Annotated in this window: 11 protein-coding genes; 6 read left to right on the top strand and 5 right to left on the bottom strand. The window is 65.5% G+C overall.

Annotated features, from left to right (window positions below):
- Nucleotides 1-23: 23 nt before the first annotated feature.
- Nucleotides 24-1,460, bottom strand: coding sequence for an AMP nucleosidase (locus IFT67_RS02125; protein ID WP_107962051.1), 1,437 nt, complete (start codon nt 1,458-1,460; stop codon nt 24-26).
- A gap of 181 nt (nt 1,461-1,641) precedes the next feature.
- Nucleotides 1,642-2,121, bottom strand: coding sequence for a peroxiredoxin (locus IFT67_RS02120; RefSeq protein WP_192144877.1), 480 nt, complete (start codon nt 2,119-2,121; stop codon nt 1,642-1,644).
- Nucleotides 2,122-2,230: 109 nt separating this feature from the next.
- On the opposite strand from IFT67_RS02120, the gene IFT67_RS02115 reads away from it, so the two are divergent.
- The 5 genes from IFT67_RS02115 (at nt 2,231) to IFT67_RS02095 (ending at nt 12,532) form a co-directional block, all read left to right on the top strand.
- Entirely contained in the window at nt 2,231-2,791 is a 561-nt protein-coding gene (locus IFT67_RS02115) for a YqgE/AlgH family protein (protein ID WP_192144876.1), read from the top strand.
- Nucleotides 2,792-3,017: 226 nt separating this feature from the next.
- Complete coding sequence (gene ahcY / locus IFT67_RS02110; protein ID WP_197982891.1) at nt 3,018-4,478, top strand: adenosylhomocysteinase; 1,461 nt, start codon at nt 3,018-3,020, stop codon at nt 4,476-4,478.
- A gap of 320 nt (nt 4,479-4,798) precedes the next feature.
- Nucleotides 4,799-7,750 (top strand): TonB-dependent receptor, encoded by a 2,952-nt coding sequence (locus IFT67_RS02105; RefSeq protein WP_244647135.1) that lies wholly within the window; start codon nt 4,799-4,801, stop codon nt 7,748-7,750.
- 19 nt (nt 7,751-7,769) lie between these two features.
- Nucleotides 7,770-10,235: a beta-galactosidase GalA gene (gene galA, locus IFT67_RS02100; protein WP_192144874.1), complete on the top strand. Its 2,466-nt coding sequence runs from the start codon at nt 7,770-7,772 to the stop codon at nt 10,233-10,235.
- Entirely contained in the window at nt 10,235-12,532 is a 2,298-nt protein-coding gene (locus IFT67_RS02095; RefSeq protein ID WP_192144873.1) for a DPP IV N-terminal domain-containing protein, read from the top strand. Before galA ends, IFT67_RS02095 begins: the two co-directional genes overlap by 1 nt.
- A gap of 18 nt (nt 12,533-12,550) precedes the next feature.
- On the opposite strand, the gene IFT67_RS02090 is transcribed toward IFT67_RS02095, so the two are convergent.
- On the bottom strand, nt 12,551-13,735 hold the full coding sequence (locus tag IFT67_RS02090; protein ID WP_244647134.1) for a histidine-type phosphatase: 1,185 nt from the start codon (nt 13,733-13,735) through the stop codon (nt 12,551-12,553).
- Between the two features lie 96 nt (nt 13,736-13,831).
- A complete protein-coding gene (locus tag IFT67_RS02085) occupies nt 13,832-16,654 on the bottom strand; it encodes a TonB-dependent receptor (RefSeq protein ID WP_192144872.1) in 2,823 nt (940 codons plus the stop codon).
- A 274-nt stretch (nt 16,655-16,928) separates the two neighbouring features.
- Between IFT67_RS02085 and IFT67_RS02080 the strand changes: the two genes are divergently transcribed.
- Entirely contained in the window at nt 16,929-17,792 is an 864-nt protein-coding gene (locus IFT67_RS02080) for an endonuclease/exonuclease/phosphatase family protein (protein ID WP_192144871.1), read from the top strand.
- 69 nt (nt 17,793-17,861) lie between these two features.
- Here the strand turns inward: IFT67_RS02080 and IFT67_RS02075 are convergent, their stop codons facing one another.
- Entirely contained in the window at nt 17,862-18,950 is a 1,089-nt protein-coding gene (locus IFT67_RS02075) for an LLM class flavin-dependent oxidoreductase (protein ID WP_192144870.1), read from the bottom strand.
- Nucleotides 18,951-18,974 lie beyond the last annotated feature (24 nt).

Raw genomic sequence — 18,974 nt, 5'->3', positions numbered from 1 at the left:
TCTCGCGCGATCCGCTCCGATTATTACCGGAAAGGCGGCTCGTCGAATGCGCGCAGCTTGCGGCTGTGAAGCTTGGCGCCTTCCAGGCGGAGTTGCTCGCAGGTCTCGATGCCGATCCGCAGATGCTCGCTGATCGCGCGTTCGTAGAAGCGATTGGCCTGGCCCGGCAGCTTCAGCTCGCCGTGGAGCGGCTTGTCCGAGACGCAGAGCAACGTCCCGTAGGGGACGCGGAAGCGATAGCCCTGCGCGGCGATCGTCGCGGACTCCATGTCGATCCCGACCGCGCGGCTGAGCGAGAAGCGCAGCGCGGACTTCGAGTAACGAAGCTCCCAGTTGCGGTCGTCGGTGGTGACGATCGTGCCGGTGCGGAGCCGGCGCTTGAGCTCCTCGCCCGACTGGCCCGAGACGATCTCGGCAGCCTTGGCCATCGCGAGCTGGACTTCGGCGATCGCGGGGATCGGGATTTCGGGCGGCAGGACGTCGTCGAGGACGTGGTCGTCGCGCAGATACGCGTGCGCGAGGACGTAATCGCCGATCCGCTGGCTCGGACGCAAGCCGCCGCAATGGCCGATCATCAGCCACGCCTCGGGGCGCAATACCGCAAGGTGATCGCAGATCGTCTTGGCGTTCGAGGGGCCGACGCCGATGTTGACGAGCGTGATGCCGGTGCGGTCGTCCGCCATCAGGTGATACGCCGGCATCTGGTGACGGCGCCACGCGCTGTCGGAGATGATCTTGTCGATGTCGTCGCCCGACGAGATCGTGATCCCGCCCGCGCCGGAGAGGCTGGTGAAGCGCGAACCTTCGCCCAACTGCGTGCCGGCCCAGCGGACGAACTCGTCGACATAGCGGTGATAGTTGGTGAACAGCACGAAGCGCTGTGCGTGTTCGGCGGGGGTGCCCATGTAGTGGCGCAGGCGGGCGAGGCTAAAATCGGTACGCAGGCCGTCGAACAGCGCGAGCGGACGCGTCTCGTCGTTGGCGACCCAGAGGCCATCGGCGATCTCGTCGCCGATATGCGCGAGTTCGGTCGCGGGGAAGTGGCGCGACAATTCGGTCGCGGAAACCTCGTCGAGGCTCAGCGCGTGGCCGGGCTCGATCACATAGGGGAACGGGATTTCCTGGCGGCCTTCGACCGCCTCGACGGTGACGTCGTAATCCTCGATCAGCAGCGTAAGCTGTTCGGTCAGGTATTCGGCGAAGATCGCGGGCTTGGTGACGCTGATGCGGTATTCACCGGCATTGACCAGACGACCGAACGAGCGGAGCGGGGTGGGTCGGTCGACGCCGCCCTTATAGGTCAGCCGAATCTCGGGATAGGCGAACGAGCCGTCGGTACGGCTGACCGGATCGGGCGTCGTGCCGTCGGCGATATAGGCGCTCATCGCGGCTTGGAGGCGCTCGACGGAGGCGCGGTAGAGGCGGTCGAGGTCGGCGACGAGGTCGGATGCGATTGTCATCGGGCAGTGTTAGGTGGCGGACGTTACGGTGGCAAGACCACCTAAATCCTCCCCGTGTCGGGGAGGTGGCAGCCCGCTCGGGCTGACGGAGGGGGCGCTCCGCGACCGTAACGCTCGCGGTGAGCCCCCTCCACCCTTCGGCAAAGGTGCCGAACGGTCCCCCTCCCCGTGCCGGGGAGGATTAGATCTCGCTGAGGAGGTGCTCGGCCGAGCTGACCTTGAATTCGCCCGGTGCCTCGACGTTCAGCTGCTCGACGACGCCGTCGTTCACCAGCATCGAATAGCGCTGGCTGCGTATGCCCATGCCGAATCCCGAGCCATCCATCGTCAGCCCGATCGCCTTGGCGAAGTCGCCATTGCCGTCCGCGAGCAGTGTGATGTCGCCAGCGCCTGCCGACTTGCCCCATGCGCCCATCACGAACGCGTCGTTGACCGAGACGCACGCAACCTCGTCGATGCCCTTGGCCTTCAGCTCGGCTTCCTTCTCGACGAAGCCGGGGAGGTGCTTGGCCGAACAGGTCGGCGTGAACGCGCCGGGGACTGCGAACAGCGCGACCTTGCGGCCCTTGAAGAAGCTGTCGGTATCGACCTGGTCGGGGCCGTCCGCGGTGGCCTTGACGAGAGTGGTGGTGGGAAGGCGGTCGCCGACGCTGATCGTCATGTGAAATCTCCTGTCGCCGCGCGTTGGTCGCGGGCGAGCCGTACCTTGGACGCGGACGCGGGTATTTCAAGCGTGGCGGGCGATCGTCCGCGTCGCTATGGTCCACCGCATGGACAAGACGCCCTTTCTTTCCGGACAATTCCTGCTCGCGATGCCGGGGATGAGCGACCCGCGGTTCGCCCGCGCGGTGATCGCGATGTGCAGCCATGACGAGAATGGCGCGATCGGGATCGGGATCGGCGCGACGATCGACGGCTTGGGCTTCCACGATTTGCTCGAACAGTTCGGGATCGAGACGGGCGACGCGCCGAACGCGCCGGTGCATTTCGGCGGGCCGGTCGAGCCGCGGCGCGGGTTCGTTGTGCACTCGTCCGACTGGGGCGGGCAGGATACGGTCGATGTCGCCGGGCGGTGGAAGCTGTCGAGCACGGTCGACGTGCTCCGCGCGATCGCCGAGGGGAAGGGCCCGTCGGAGTGGGTGGTGGCGCTTGGCTATGCCGGTTGGGATGGCGGGCAGCTCGAGGGTGAGCTGTCGCGGCCGGGCTGGTTCAACGTGCTCGGCGATACGGAATTGCTGTTCGATACCGCTGCGGAGGATCGGTGGACGTTCGCCTTCGCGCAGGCCGGTGTGGATCCGCGGTTGCTGGTGGCGGAGACGGGGCGGGCTTGAAATCCTCCCCCGCAAGGGGGAGGTGGCTGGCGCTTGCCAGACGGAGGGGGAGGAAAGGGTAACCTTTGCTCCGCGTCCTCCCCCTCCGTCGCCTTCGGCGCCACCTCCCCCTGGCGGGGGAGGAAAGTTTGCGGCGGCGGGCGGGGCTACATCCATCATATAAAGATATCTTTATATTTGATTTGAGCCCTCCGATCGCCTAAGTGGCACGGCATCCGGCACGGGCATGAGGCTCGCCGATCACAGAATTTCCAGGAGACCCATCGTGGCCACCACCCTCGCCCCCGCGAAGACCGACTACGTCGTCGCCGACATCAGCCTCGCCGATTTCGGCCGCGCCGAGATCAACATCGCCGAGACCGAAATGCCCGGCCTGATGTCACTGCGCACCGAATTCGGCGCGTCGCAGCCGCTCAAGGGCGCGCGGATCACCGGTTCGCTGCACATGACTATCCAGACCGCGGTGCTGATCGAGACGCTGACCGCGCTCGGCGCCGACGTCCGCTGGGCGACCTGCAACATCTTCTCGACGCAGGATCACGCCGCCGCCGCGATCGCCGCGACCGGTGTGCCGGTGTTCGCGATCAAGGGCGAGACGCTTGCCGATTACTGGAACTATGTCGGCGACATCTTCCAGTGGGATCGCGACGTCGAGGGCCAGACCGCCAACATCATCCTCGATGACGGCGGCGACGCGACGATGTTCGCGCTCTGGGGCGCCAAGCTCGAAGCCGGTCACACGATGCCCGAGCCCGAGAACGAGGAAGAGGTCGAGATGCAGCGTGCGCTTAAGGCGTACGTCGCGAAGAACCCCGGCTACCTCACCGAGACCGTCAAGAACCTGAAGGGTGTTTCGGAAGAGACCACCACCGGCGTCCACCGCCTGTACGAGATCGCCAAGAAGGGCGAGCTGCCGTTCCCGGCGATCAACGTCAACGACTCGGTCACCAAGTCGAAGTTCGACAACCTTTACGGCTGCAAGGAGTCGCTGGTCGACGCGATCCGTCGCGCGACCGACGTCATGCTCGCCGGCAAGGTCGCCGCGGTCGCCGGTTTCGGTGACGTCGGCAAGGGCTCGGCCCAGTCGCTCCGCAACGGCGGCGCGCGCGTGATGGTCACCGAAGTCGATCCGATCTGCGCACTGCAGGCGGCGATGGAGGGCTTCGAAGTCGTGACGATGGAAGAGGCCGTGACCCGCGCTGACATCTTCGTGACCGCGACCGGCAACGCCGACGTCATCACCGCCGATCACATGAAGGCGATGAAGCCGATGTCGATCGTCTGCAACATCGGCCACTTCGACTCGGAGATCCAGATCGCCGCGCTGTCGAACTACGACTGGACCGAAGTGAAGCCCGGCACCGACCTGGTGAAGTTCCCGGACGGCAAGCAGATCATCATCCTGGCGAAGGGTCGCCTGGTGAACCTCGGTTGCGCCACCGGCCACCCGTCGTTCGTGATGTCGGCCTCGTTCACCAACCAGACGCTCGCGCAGATCGAGCTCTGGACCAAGGGCGAGAACTACAAGAACGAAGTCTACGTCCTGCCGAAGCACCTCGACGAGAAGGTCGCGATGCTCCACCTCGAGAAGCTCGGCGTGAAGCTGTCGAAGCTTTCGGACAAGCAGGCCGGTTACATCGGCGTTCCGGTCGAAGGTCCGTTCAAGCCCGACCATTACCGCTACTAAGATAGCCGCCACGATCGCTGTCGCGATCGTTGCCGGGAAGGCCGCGTCTACCGAGAGGTGGGCGCGGCCTTTTTCGTTCGTGTTCGCTTGGAGGTGGTGCCGAGCGCGGATTCGTTGGTGAGTCGGCGGGTTCGCCGATGGCTGTCAGGAGAACTTCCAGCCTCGTGGGCTCAGCAGTCACCCCGGCAAGTACCGCTTCCAATAGGTATCTCGTCGCTTCGGGAACACCGTTCATCGGATATAGGATATCGTATATTATATTTGACAATGTCGTGAGGGCGTGATGAATTGTTCCCAACACATCAGGAAACGGGGCATTCATGAAATCTTTCGCCAGTCTGCGCGGTAATCGTTCGAGCATCGGTACGGTCGTGGCGATGCTTCTTTCGTCCAGCGCCTACGCGCAGGTTGCGCCCGTCCCCCAGCCGGGCACGACCGCGACGAACGAGGCCGGCGAAGATTCGATCGTCGTGACGGGGACGCGCATCCGGCGCCCTGACCTTGCGAGCAACAGCCCGATCACGTCGGTGACGGATCAGGAAATCAAATATCAGGGCGCGGTGAACGTCGAGAGCGTGCTGAACCGGCTGCCGCAGTTCAAGGCCGATGCGAACGAGAACGTCTCGAACGGGTCTGACGGTACGGCCAACATCAACCTCCGCAGCCTGGGGCCGAACCGGACTCTGGTCCTGCTCAACGGCCAGCGGTTGCTGCCCCAGCAGGCGATGGATCTGAACTTCGTGCCGTCGACGCTGATCGACCGGGTCGACGTGGTGACCGGCGGCGCGTCCGCGGTGTACGGGTCCGACGCGGTGGCGGGCGTGGTGAACTTCGTGCTGAAGGATCATCTCGACGGGTTGCGGATCGATGGGCAGTCCGGGCTCGGCGTTCACACCAACGACAACAGCGCGGTGCGCGATATCATCACGACGCGCGGCTATGCCAACGCGCCACACCGCGTCGCCGATGGCGGCAAGCAGGACATCAACGCGGCGTACGGCAAGAACTTCGCCGATGGCCGTGGCAACATCACCGTCTATGGCGGGTATCGCCACACCGATCCGGTGTTGCAGGCGAACCGCGACGTTTCGGCGTGCGCGCTGAACCAGGCAGACGATGCCGGCACGGGGCTGGTGTGTGGCGGATCGAGCAACTCGCCCTACGGCACGTTCGCCCCGCTCGGCGGGCCCAATGCCGGCAAGACGCTGACCAACAACATCGACGGCACGCGGACCTGGGTGCCCTACACCTCGGCCTACGCGTACAATTACTCGCCGACCAACTACCTCCAGCGCTCCGACGACCGCTACATCGGCGGCGGGTTCGCCAAGTTCGAGATCGCGCCGATCGCCGAGGTCTATGGCAGCTTCATGTACATGAAGGATCACACCTTCTCGCAGGTTGCGCCATCCGCGCTGTTCCTGGGAACGAGCTTCACCGTACCGTGCAACAATCCGCTGATGAGCACCGCCCAGCAACAGTCGCTATGCGGACCGACCGCCGGCACCGCGGCGACGCAGGATACGCTGATCGGCTACCGCCTCGGTGACGGCCAGTCACGCCGCGACGATCTTCGCCATCAGGATTACCGCTATTCCGCCGGCGTGCGCGGCGATCTCGGCCACGGTTTCCAGTACGACGTGAACTATCTGCATTCGCTGGTGAAGTTCAACGAGACGTACATGAACAACGTTGACAATGTGAAGGCGCAGCGTGCGCTCGACGTGGTCAACGTCAACGGTGTGCCGACCTGCCGTTCGGTGATCGACGGCAGCGATCCCGCCTGCATCCCGGTCAACGTCTTCCAGCCCAACGCGATCACCGACACGCAGGCCGCCTATCTGTTCTCGGAGAGCAACACCGCGTCGCGCAATGCGCTCACGGTGATCTCCGCGAACGTCAACGGCGACCTTGGCACGTTCGGCATCACCAGCCCCTGGGCCAAGCGCGGCGTCAACATCGCGCTGGGCGCGGAACGTCGCCGCGAGACGCTGAACTTTACGGCGGATGCGGTCGCCGAACAGGGCGGCGTGACCGACTCGGACGGGCGCATCACCGTCAACGAAGCGTATGGCGAGATCGAAATCCCGATCCTGCAGGACCTGCCGTTCGCGCATGCGCTGACGATCAACGGCGGACTTCGTTATTCGGCGTATCGCAACGACCAGCAATCGACCGACCTGAAGTCGAAGTACAACGTCTGGACCTACAAGGGGGAGGCAAGCTGGGCACCGTCGCGGGATGCGCGTCTTCGCTTCAGCTACAACCGCGCGATCCGTGCACCCAACATCGCCGAACTGTTCGGATCGCGGTCGATTGGCAACGTCGCCGCACAGGATCCGTGCTCGGGCGCCTCGCCGACCGTATCGTTCGACGTCTGCCGCCTGACCGGCGTGACACAGTCGCAATATGGCAGCATCATCGAATGCCCGTCGGATACCTGTTCGGCACAGTTCGGCGGCAACACCGCGTTAAAACCGGAAAAGGCGGATACCTATACGGCGGGCATCGTGCTGACGCCGCGGATGGTGCGCAACTTCACGCTGACGGTCGACTATTTCCACATCAAGGTGAAGGATTATATCAGCTCGGTCGATCCTTCGCTGGCGATCAGCCAGTGCGTCGCGGGCGGCGACCCATTCTATTGCGGGTTGTTCACCCGCGATCCACGCTCGGGCGCGATCTTCGGTACCAACGGCTACATCGTCTCGACGACGTACAATACCGGATCGCTGACGACCTCCGGGGTCGACATCACCGCAGATTACACGTTTGGGATCGGCGCGCTCGGCAAGCTCAACGTGAACCTGGTCGGCACGCGCCTGATCGAGCAGGTCTCCGAACCGCTGGCCGGTCTCGGCAGCTTCGATTGCAAGGGGCTGTACGGCTATACCTGCGCCCAGCCCAACCCGACATGGCGGCATGCGATGCGGGCGACGTGGCAGATCCCGCAGGGTGCTTCGGTGTCGGTTGCCTGGCGCCATACCGACTCGGTCAAGTTGTCGTCGTTGGCGGACAACAGCTTCTTGGACCAGAATGCGAAGAGCAACATCAACCGGAAGATCTCGGCATACGACTACATCGATCTCGCGGGCACCGTCGCGGTCGGGGAGGGGCTCCAACTGCGGGCGGGCGTCAACAACCTGTTCGACAAGGACCCGCCGGCGATCGCCTCCGGCATCCTGTCGTCGTTCGGCAATGGCAACACCTATCCCGGGGTGTACGATACGCTCGGGCGGACGATGTTCGTCGGCGCCACGGTGAACTTCTGACGCGGATTGGGATGACGATATGACGCGTTTCGGCCGCCGCGACGTTTTGAAGACGGGCGGCGTGTCCGCACTCGCCGCCATCGTTCCCGCAGGGGCGATCGGTGCGGCGGAAACGGCGCGACCGGAAAATCCGCGCGAGATCGTGTCGCTCGGGACCGGGTGGCGGTTCCATCTCGGCCATGCGAGCGATCCGGCGAAGGATTTCGGCTTCGGTCGCTCGCACGACACCTATGGCAAGTCGGGCGATGTCGGCACGCCGGTCGCCGAGCCCAAGTTCGACGATAGCGCATGGACGGCGGTGGCGTTGCCGCACGACTGGGCGGTCGACCTGCCGTTCGAACGGTTCGGGCCGGCGGGGAGCGAGGCGGACCGCACCGGATCGTTCCAGGGGTTCAAGCCGGTCGGGCGGATGTGGCCGGCGACCAGTGTCGGCTGGTATCGCCGCGTGCTCACGCTGGCCAAGGCGGACGCGGGGCGGCGGTTGCTGCTCCAGTTCGACGGGGTGGCGCGCGACTGCATCGTGATCCTCAATGGTTTCGTCGTGGGATCGAACGAGAGCGGTTATGCGCCGTTCGAGATCGACGTCACCGACTTCGCCAAGCCGGGCGAGGACAATGTGCTCGTCATCCGCTGCGACGTCAGCCTGGGCGAAGCGTGGTCGTATGAAGGCGCGGGGCTCTACCGCGACGTGCGGCTGGTGAAGACCGCGCCTGTGCATGTCCGGCGATGGGGGGCGACCGTACGGTGCTCGGTCGGCTCGGATGGCGCGATCGTGCGGGTCTCGACCGAGATCGAAAATGACGGTCCCGCTGCCAGTGCGCGCGTGCGGTCCACGGTGGTCGGGCCGGACGGGAAGACGGTCGCGGTGCTGTTTGACCCGCTGGACTTGCCGGCTTGGGGGAAGGCGATTGCGGCGCAGGAAACGCGCATTGCTGCGCCCGCGCTTTGGTCGCTGGAGACGCCTCACCTCTACACTCTGGTCAGTGAGATTCTTGTCGATGGCGTGGTGGTGGACCGCGACACGTGCACATTCGGCATCCGCACTATCCGCTTCGACGCAACGCTCGGGTTCTTCCTCAACGGCAAACCGGTCAAGATCAAGGGCACCTGCAACCATCAGGATCACGCCGGCGTCGGCTTTGCGGTGCCCGACAGCCTGCACATCTGGCGGCTCGAGCAATTGAAGGCGATGGGCAGCAACGCGTATCGCTCGACGCATCATTCGCCGTCGCCCGCGATCCTCGACGCGTGCGACCGGATGGGCCTGCTGATGATCGACGAGACGCGGCAGATGTCGAGCAATGCCGAGGGGCTGGGGCAGCTCGAACGGATGGTACGGCAGGGCCGCAATCATCCGAGCATCATCCTGTGGAGCATCGGCAACGAGGAGATCCACCGCGGCACCGAAACCGGCGCGCGGATCGCGGAGACGATGAAGCGGAAGGTCTACGAACTTGATGGGACGCGGCCGGTGACGGAGGCGTTCAACGGCAAGTTCGGGGAGGGCGCGTCCCGCGTGCTCGACGTGATGGGGTGCAATTACTACCTCGACGCGATCGATCCGTATCATGCCGCGCACCCCGACATGCCGATGATCGGCACCGAGACGGGCAGCACGGTAATGACCCGCGGCGAATATGCGCGCGACGACAAGGCTGGCTTCGTACCCGCGTACGACCGCGAATTCCCCAAATGGGCGACGACTGCGGAAAAATGGTGGAGTTTCTACGACGCGCGCCCGTTTCTGAGCGGCGGGTTCGTGTGGACCGGGTTCGACTATCGTGGCGAGCCGACCCCGTTCGAGCGCTGGCCGGAGAATGTCTCGAACTTCGGCCAGATGGACCTGTGCGGCTTCCCCAAGGACAATTATCATTACTATCGCGCGTGGTGGAGTGGGGAGCCGGTGCTGCACCTGTTCCCGCACTGGAATTGGGCGGGGCGCGAGGGCCAGCCGGTGTCGGTATGGGGGCACAGCAACTGCGAGGTGGTCGAGCTGGTTCTGAACGGGCGCAGTCTCGGGCGGCAGGCGGTGGTGAAGAACACGCATCTCGAATGGCAGGTGGCGTACGCGCCGGGGCGGATCGAGGCGCACGGATATCGTGGCGGCAAGCGCGTGATGCACGCGGTACGCAAGACGACCGGCGCGCCGGCGCGGATCGGCCTATCGAGCGACCGACGGCAACTGGCGCCGGGCGAGGTTGCCGTAGTTCGCGTCGCGATCCTCGATTCGAAACGGCGCGAGGTGGCGACTGCATCCGATCGCGTGACGTTCGCGCTGTCGGGCGATGCCAGGTTGCTGGGGGTCGGTAATGGCGATCCGCGGAGTCTGGAGCCCGATCATGCGACGTCGCGCTCGGCGTTTAACGGGCTGTGCATGGCGCTGGTTCAGGCGGGCGCGACGGGCGGGCCGATCCGGCTCGAAGCACGCGGTGACGGGTTGGCGCCTGCGATGCTGCCGTTGATCGGCATGACCAAGGAAATCTGATGCTGGTACGTCGTTCGTCGCGGGCGCTTGCGCTGGTGTTGCTGTGCGCTTCGGTGGCGGCGGAAGCGGCGCCAGACGAGGCGGCGTTTCGGCGCTCGATCGGCTTGCGGCGGGCGTGGCAGGACTTGACGCGCGAGGTCGCGTGGCCCGCGCACTGGACGCCGGACGGGCGGCGCTTTTCCTATCGCAAGACGGTGGCGGGCGGGTTCGCGTTCGAGACGGTGGACGCGAAGACGCTCGCCAAGTCGCCCGCGTTCGATACGGCCAAGCTTGCGGCGGCGCTGGGCGATGCGCGACACGAGGCGGTCGATGCGATGCACCTGCCTTTCGCCGAGTTCGACTATGCCGACGATGGCAAGGAGATCGCGTTCTCGCTGGACGAGACGCGGTGGCAGTGCGGGATCGTTGTCTACCAGTGCGAGGCGGTCGTCGATCGCACCCGCCCGCGCGGCTTTGGCGTGGTGCGCGATATGGCGGTGCCGGCCGAGAACAGTCCCAAGGTTTCGCCGGACGGCAAATGGACCGCGTTCGTCCAGGGCGACAACCTCGTCGTGCGCAAGACCGGCAATGCGACTATCGTTCCGCTGAGCGTCGACGGGACGGCAGGCGACTTCTACGACCCCGAGACGTTGCGCTGGTCGCCCGATAGCCGGCACATCATGATCTACCGCGTCCGGCCGGGATATCAGCGGCGGGTCTTGCGCGTGGAATCGTCGCCGCGCGACCAGCTTCAGCCGAAGCTTCGGAGCCAGTTATACCCCAAGCCCGGCGACGCGATCGATCAGGAACGACCAGTGCTGTTCGATGTCGCCACGCGGCGCCAGACGGTGATCGACGACGCACTGTTCCCCAACGCGTACGAACTCTCCGCGCCACGCTGGCGCAACGACGGGTGGAGCGTCGCGTTCGACTATGTCCGGCGCGGGTTCGGGCAGGCGCGGATCGTCGCGGTCGATGCAGAAACCGGCGTTGCGCACGCGGCGGTGACCGAGGATGCGAAGACCTTCGTGTTCGCCGACCGCCGCTATGCGCATGAGGTCAACGGTCTCGGCGCCGAGATCGTCTGGGCGTCGGAGCGCGATGGCTGGAACCATCTGTACCTGATCGACGGTCGCACCGGGAAGGTGAAGAACCGGATCACGACTGGGGACTGGGTGGTGCGCGACGTGGTCGCTGTCGACGACGCCAAGCGCCAGATCGTGTTTGCGGCGAGCGGGATGAACGCGGGTGAGGACCCGTATTTTCGCCACGTCTACCGGATCGATTTCGACGGCCGCCACCTGACCGCGCTGACGCCGGCCAAGGCGGATCACGACGTGCGGTTCTCGCCCGATGGGTCGCTGTATGTCGACACCTATTCGCGCGTCGACCTGCCTACGGTCAGCGAACTACACCGGTCGAGCGACGGCGCGCTGGTCGCGACGATCACCAAGGGAGGCGACAGCGCGTTGCGCGCGACGGGGTTTCGGCCGCCCGAGGTGTTCGTCGCGAAGGGTCGTGACGGCAGGACCGACATATGGGGCGTCGTTGTCCGGCCGCGCGATTACGATCCACGCAAGAAATACCCGGTAATTGAGAACATCTATGCGGGGCCGCACGACAGCTTCGTGCCCAAGCAATATTGGCCGTTCGGCTTTCATTCCGGCGGCGACAAGGTCATCGGCATGCAGGAGCAGGCAGACCTCGGCTTTATCGTCGTGCAGATCGACGGGATGGGGACCGCCAACCGCTCGAAGGCGTTTCAGGACGTGGCGTGGAAGAACCTCGCGGACTCGGGCTTTCCCGATCGTATCCTCTGGCACCGCGCGATGGCGGCGAAGGACCCGTCCTACGATATCGGCCGGGTCGGCATCTATGGCGCGTCGGCGGGCGGGCAGAGTACGCTGAACGCGCTGCTGTTCCACGGCGATTTCTACAAGGTCGGGGTGGCCTATGCCGGCTGCTACGACAACCGGATGGACAAGATCAGCTGGAACGAACAGTGGCTCGGCTGGCCGGTGGATGCGAGCTATGCCGCCGCATCGGGCGTCGATCATGCCGCGCAACTGACCGGCAAGCTGCTGATGATCGTCGGCGAGCAGGACAGCAACGTCGACCCCGCCTCGACGATGCAGGTCGCCGACGCCTTGATCCGCGCGGACAAGGATTTCGACCTGCTGGTGGTGCCGGGTGGCGAGCACAGCGTCGGGCGCTCGACCGGACCGATCGACTATGTCGCGCGGCGGCAGTTCGGGTTCTTCGTGGCGAACCTGGCGGGAGAAGCGGTGCCCAATCGGAATGCTCTCCCGCCGTCCTGACGACGAGCCGGACCGGCATCACCGGGTGGAGGGGGCCGCGATCCGCGACCCGAGGAGATCGACAAACTGGTTCAGCGGGCACGGTGCCGCGCAGTTCGGGATCGCGATCGGTGTCGCCACGACATCGGGGCGTAGCGCGCGGATCGCGGCGAGGGGTTGCGCACGGTAGAACAGCCGGACGAAGCGCGCTCCGGAACGCCGGTCGCGCAACCGTTCGATGACGATGGCACCGCCCGGCGCGACGTCGTTTCGGGCAAAGCCTGGCGCATCGAGATCGACATGCAACGCTGCGGCGAGCGCGGTGACATTGGTATCGTGGCCGACCAGTATGTCGAGCCGTGGCGCGTCGGGCGCGGTGAGCCTGTCGAGGATCCGGTGGCCGAGTACCGCAGCCTGATGCGCCGCCATGTAGGGCGCGCGCGTGAACACGTCGAACAGCGCGGCATGGAGCGCGCCCAGGCGTGCGATCGTCGCGGGATCGGCGCGGCCCCAACCAACATCTGCGCGGGACATGCCCTCTGCCTCCTGGAGCAACAGGACCTGCGCAATGCCCGAGGTATCACGGATCGGCCCGGTGAGATCGATGCCGTGGCCATCGGCGGACGGGGTGAGAGTCGCCGGTCCCGCAGGGCTGCATGCGCCGCCGCCGCCGCAGCCGAGTACACGCTCCAGCAAGGCGATGGTCGGCCGGTGGCGCGCGACGAGGGCGTCCATCCCGCCGGTAACGTGGTCGATCGATGCGATCGCCTGTTTCGGGTCGAACGCGGTGGCGGCCGCGCGCAATGGTTCGAAAATCGGATCCGTGCGGTCTTCGGCGAGGTAGCCAACCGACATCGTGCAACCCGGCGCAAATCCCTCGGCATAGGCCTTGCCGCTGGCGATCGTGCGTTCGGCGGTATTGGTCCAGATCCGGACGGCACTGGCAGCGGGGCAGCGGGCGATGCCGAGCGGCGCGAGCCAGCGCCGATCGTAGCGCGCGAGCAACCGCATCGCCGCTGCGCCGTGCGGGGTCAGATGACCTTCGGGAACCGACCATTTCGGCCAGCGCCGCGCGGTCCTGGTGTTGGCCGGGACTTCTCCGGACAAGGGCGCGCGGACGCCGTGACGCATCACGATCACGACGCGTTCGAGGTCCAGCCGGTTCGGAGCCGGACGCGCGGATGCCGTCATTGGCAGGCCCGTCAGGACGGCGGCACCGAGCATGGTCGAGAGAAGTCGGAGAGGGCGCATCGGGGGACCTGCTGTATTCAGGGAAAGGGTGCCGCCGGTCACGCAAATCACCGGCGGCAAGCGGTCGGACTACATCTTCATCGTCAGGCTGAACTGGAACACGCGGCCGGTCTTCATGTACCCGCCGTTGCGATCGTTCGAAATGTACCGCTCCGACTTGCCGACCGTCGCCCAATAGGTGTGCTGGTCGAGCAGGTTGCGCGCCGCCACGCCGATTTCGAGGTTGTCGGTGGCGGCGAACGCCAAGCCGAAGTTCAGTTCGCCGACCGGCTGGACGTAGATGTCGGGCTGGCTGTCCTGCACGTTCGAGAGAAAGCGGCCGGTATGGTTGTACGACAGGTTGGTGCGAACCTTGCCGTCGGCGTAGAAGACCTCGGCATTGTAGATCAGGTCCGGTGCCTGCGGCAGGCTGGAGCGACGGATGTCGGTTGCCGAGATCTGGTAGTTCGCCTCGGTGCGCTGATAGGTGATGTTGCCGCCGACGCCGAAATTGCCGAGAAAAGTCGAGCCGACCATGTCGCCGATGGTGAAACGCCCCGACGCCTCGACTCCCTTGGCGTTGCCGCCGCGACCATTGACTGGCTGGATGGTGACGACATTGCCCACCGTTTCGCTCAGCGACCGCGTGCCGGTCGGCACGAGGATGTTCTTCAGATCCTTGTAGTACAGCGCGACCTGAAGGTAGCGGCCGACGCCGCCATAATATTCGACGCCAGCGTCATAGCTCCAAGCCTCGACCGGTTTCAGGTCTGGATTCGGCCGAGTGACGGTGATCACGCCGTTCGAGTCCGCATCGCTCCGGCGGGTCGGTCCGGCGATCTGATCGAACCCCGGGCGGGCGTAGCTCGATCGGATCGCCCCGCGCACGACGAACCGGTCGTCGGGCTTCCATGCCGCCAGCACGCTGGGATCGAGATGGTCGTAATTGCGGCCGGCATTGACGAAGCTGCCGCCGATGCCGTTCGCATTCGCGGAGAAGTAGCGTGCATCGAAGCTGTTGTCCTCATAGCGGACACCCGGCACGACTTCGAGCGTCCCCAGCTTGAGCGTCGCGGTGCCGTACACCGCCTTGCGCTTTTCGTTCGCCTTCAACAGCCCCTGGTTGATCACCTGCTGAGACACGGTCGCCAGGTTCATATATTGGCTGACCTGAGAATCGAGCTGGCTGCGCTCCAGGACCTTGATCCCGCGAGAGGGATAATAATCGAGGAAGTCCTTGAGGACATAGCCGAGATACTGGTTGATCGTCGGCCCCTGCACGGTGCCCGCCTGCAACGGCGTCAGGAACCGATAACGCGTGACGTCGGGCGACAGCGAACGGCCATCGCGATCCGAATCCTCGTACAATCCGCCGACCGCGATGCTCGCGAGGACCCCCGTACCTTCCCAGCCCACGCTGCCCTTCACGGTCTTCTTGACCTCCGACAGATAGTCATAGCCTTGCTGGACGTAGAGCTGTGTCGGCCGGTCGAGCGAGCCGACATAGGCGCTGGCGCCCGACGACAGCACCGGGCGCGGCGAACGTGGGTTGGACAGGTCGACGACCACGCCTTCGCTCGACAGACCGGTATTCGTCGCCGCGCCGTTGTAGGCGACGCCGCGGAACGCTGCCTCGATCCGCTGCGGCTGGTCGAACCGGCCATCCGCATAGGCACCCTCGAGCGACGCGGTGAAGCCGTTCCAATGCGCCTTGCCGCCGACTTGCGCCGAGAACAGTTCCTGCTCGACGTCCTCCGTGCGGAAGTAGCTGGCCGGGTTGATGCCGAGCGGGGTGTAGATCCCGGCGGCGTTGTACGCCTGCGTCGTCCCACCGCCGGTCAGCGTACGGACCGGGTTGCTGTTGGTCTGGCCGCGCGTGAGTTCGTTGCGCAGACCGGTCTGGTTCATCGTGTTGGTGTTCAGATAGGTCGCATAGTTGACGCGGGCGAACAGCTCGACGGGGTCGCTGTGGAAATCGAGCGAGCCTGACGCGCCGTACCGCTTGATCTCGTTGTCGTAGAAATTCCACTGGACGCCGTCTGCCGACAGCGCATCGCCATTGGCGCGAGCAGTGCCGACGTTGAAGTTGGTCGTCTTGTAGTCGTTCTGGACTGCGGTGGATTCGGCGGCGTTGGCGCGTTCTTCGTAATAGCCCGCGACATAGACGCCGAACTGGCGGTCGCTGCCGAACCGGCGGGCCGCATCGATGCCGACCGCGCCGCCAAAGCCCTTCTGCTTGCGATCGAGCGCGAGTTGCGCGCCTTGGGCCAGCACGCGGGCGCGGGTGAAGTCGGTCGAGAAGTCGAACGCGGTCGGCGTGCGCAGGTCGACGATACCTGCGATCGAGTCCGAATCCTTGGCGGCGCCCGGCGTCTTGTCGACTGCGATCGCGCCGACCGCGAACGGCGAGAACAGGTTGAGCGAGATCGCGCGCGAGTTGCCCGCGACCTGCGGCAGGCGCAGGCCGTCGAGCGTGTACGCGTTGTAGCTGGTGTCGAACCCGCGGATCGAGACGTATTGCGCCTCGCCGGTAGCGCTCTGGTTGCGCCCCTGGTCGCGGCTGACCGAAATCCCCGGCAGCGTCTTGGCGAGATCGGCGATCCCGGTCTGCGAATGGATCGCGACGTCGCCGGTGGTGACGATGTCGATCACGCCGACCGCGTCATGCTCCTCCGCCAGTGCGTTCTGCTGGCGACGGCCGTTGACGACGATATCGCCGGTGAGCGCTTCGCTGGCGGTTTCGGCGGGGATCTGATCGGTCGCAGCAGCCTCTGCCGGCACGGTCTGCGCGAACGCAGCGCTGGCAGGCAGGCACAGGATCGCGGCCGCGAGCGCACCCGGCGCGGCGTGGGCGAGCAGGGCAAGCGCGCGCGATCGCTGCCGGCGTACCGGCAACGTGTAGGTCGAATTCATGGGTCCCCCCTGGGATGGTCGTTATGGGCAGAGCCGCCCGTTCGAGGGGTGCGTTAGGGCCGGTTCGATACGATTTTGTGACACTCCGCCGCGTTTGCGTGCGAATATGACGGCGCGTGCAAAAGTTGTCGCGGTTTGGAGACGGTCGGACATCGGGCGAAATTTTCGCCGGCGGGGTCGGCGCGGAGTCCGTCATCGCCACGCAATGATCGGCCGATAATATGCTGTCGCAACGCCGTTTCGGCGAGCACGTCCTTGCTTCGAGATTTACGTCATGCCCTTGATAGTCCTGCGTCTGATCGCGCTGTTGTCCCTCGTCCTGGCCAGCCCCGTTTTCGCGCGGACGCCCGATCCGGGTTTGCGGGTGATGACCTTCAACGTCCGCTATCCAAATCCGGACGACGGTTCGAACGTCTGGGCAAAGCGCCGCGCGCTGTTCGTGCGGACGATCGCCGCGGCGAACCCGGATGTGATCGGCACGCAGGAACTGTTTGCCGCCCAGGGTAACGACATCGTTCGCGCACTGCCCGGCTATGCGTGGTTCGGTCGTGACCGGCGGGGTGGCCATGACGACGAGCATATGGGGATCTTCTATCGGCGCGATCGCCTTCGGCTGGTTCGGCACGGCGATTACTGGCTGTCCGACACCCCTGCGGCAATCGGCAGCATGGCGTGGGGCGTGACCCTGCCGCGGATGGTCAACTGGGGCGTGTTCGAGACCCACGGCCCGGTGCGACGTCGCTTCGTACTGTTCGACACGCATTTCGCGCACCGCGACGAGGACGACGTCGCGCGGACGAAATCCGCGACGCTGTTGCTGGAACGGTTGGCATCGACCGCCGGCAACCTGCCGATCGTGCTGACCGGCGACATGAATGCTACCCCCGAAAGCGACGCTTATCGCCTGCTTGCAGGCCGTCTGACCGACGCCTGGACCGCGGCGCCCGTACGCCGCGGCCCAGACCGTACTTTCCACGATTTCACCGGGAGTCCCGATCGACGTATCGACTACGTCTTTGTTCGCGGCTTCAGGCCGACCCGCGCGGAGGTGCGTACCGACCACATTGGCGGCCTGTATGCATCGGACCATTTCCCGGTCGTCGCAGAGTTGCAGTTCGAGAACCCGATCGGGCGATGAATGGCCGGGAACATTTGGCGAAACCCGGCGATACGCCCGTCTTGATATGCCCCTAGATGACGCCCCGTTTCATCCGACCGCTCGCCTGGGTTCGGCATCACGCGCGGCGATCAGTTCGTGGACGACCGGCAGCAGGTCGCGGCCATAGTCGATCGCGTCCTGCAACGGCTCGAAGCCGCGGATCAGGAAATGGTCGATGCCGAGGTCGTAATAATCGAGCATCGCGTCCGCAACCTGTTCGGGCGTCCCGACCAGCCCGGTCGAATTGCCCTGTGCACCGCCTAGTGCCGCCACCCCGGTCCACAGCCGCTTGTCGACGCGGTAGCCCTGGCTCGCCGTCTCGAGCAGGCGTTGCGAACCGGCGTTCGGTGGTGCGTGGCCGCTGGTCGCCGCACCAGCCGAGACGCGGAGGTCACGGACCTTCTCGACGATCTGGTCGGCCTTTTTCCATGCCGCTTCTTCGGTATCGGCGATCACCGGGCGCAGCGACAGCGAGAAGCCGGGGCTGCGGCCATAGCGTGCGGCGGCGTGGCGGATCGTGCCGACCGCCTCGCGGACCTGCGCCTGCGTCTCGCCCCACAATGCGTAGACATCGGCGTGGCGCCCGGCGACGTCGATCGCAGCGGGTGACGATCCGCCGAAGAACACGGGTAGATTGGCCGGCTTGATCTGGCTGAACGCCTGGCGGACGTTGTAGAAGCGCCCGTCATGGTCGAACGGCGTGGCCGACGACCATTCCTGCTTCAGGATCTCCAGATATTCGTCGGTGCGCGCGTAGCGATCGTCCTTCACCGAATGATCGCCGTCGCGCGCCATCTCGCTGTCCGCGCCGCCGGTGATGATGTGCACCGCGACACGCCCGCCCGAGAGCTGGTCGAGCGTCGCCAGCTGGCGCGCGGCGAGCGTCGGCTGGGTGAAGCCGGGGCGGTGCGCAATCAGGAAACCGAGCTTGGTCGTGATCGCGGCGGCGTGCGCGGCGACGATCTGGCTTTCCGGGCTGTCGGAGCCGAACGGGATCAGGACGCGGTCGAAGCCGCCCTTTTCCTGCGCGATCGCGGCGGCCTCGACATAGGCCTTGTCGAGCCCGCGCGCCTTGCCGACGCCGTGGATTTCGGACGCGTCGTTGAAACCGATATAGCCGATGAACTTGACGGGCATGACGTGTCTCCTGTGGTGATTTTT

Origin of the sequence: Sphingomonas sp. CFBP 13728, from assembly GCF_014841895.1 — a bacterium.
Taxonomy (GTDB): Bacteria; Pseudomonadota; Alphaproteobacteria; order Sphingomonadales; family Sphingomonadaceae; genus Sphingomonas.
This window is presented reverse-complemented; position numbering and strand designations above follow the sequence as displayed.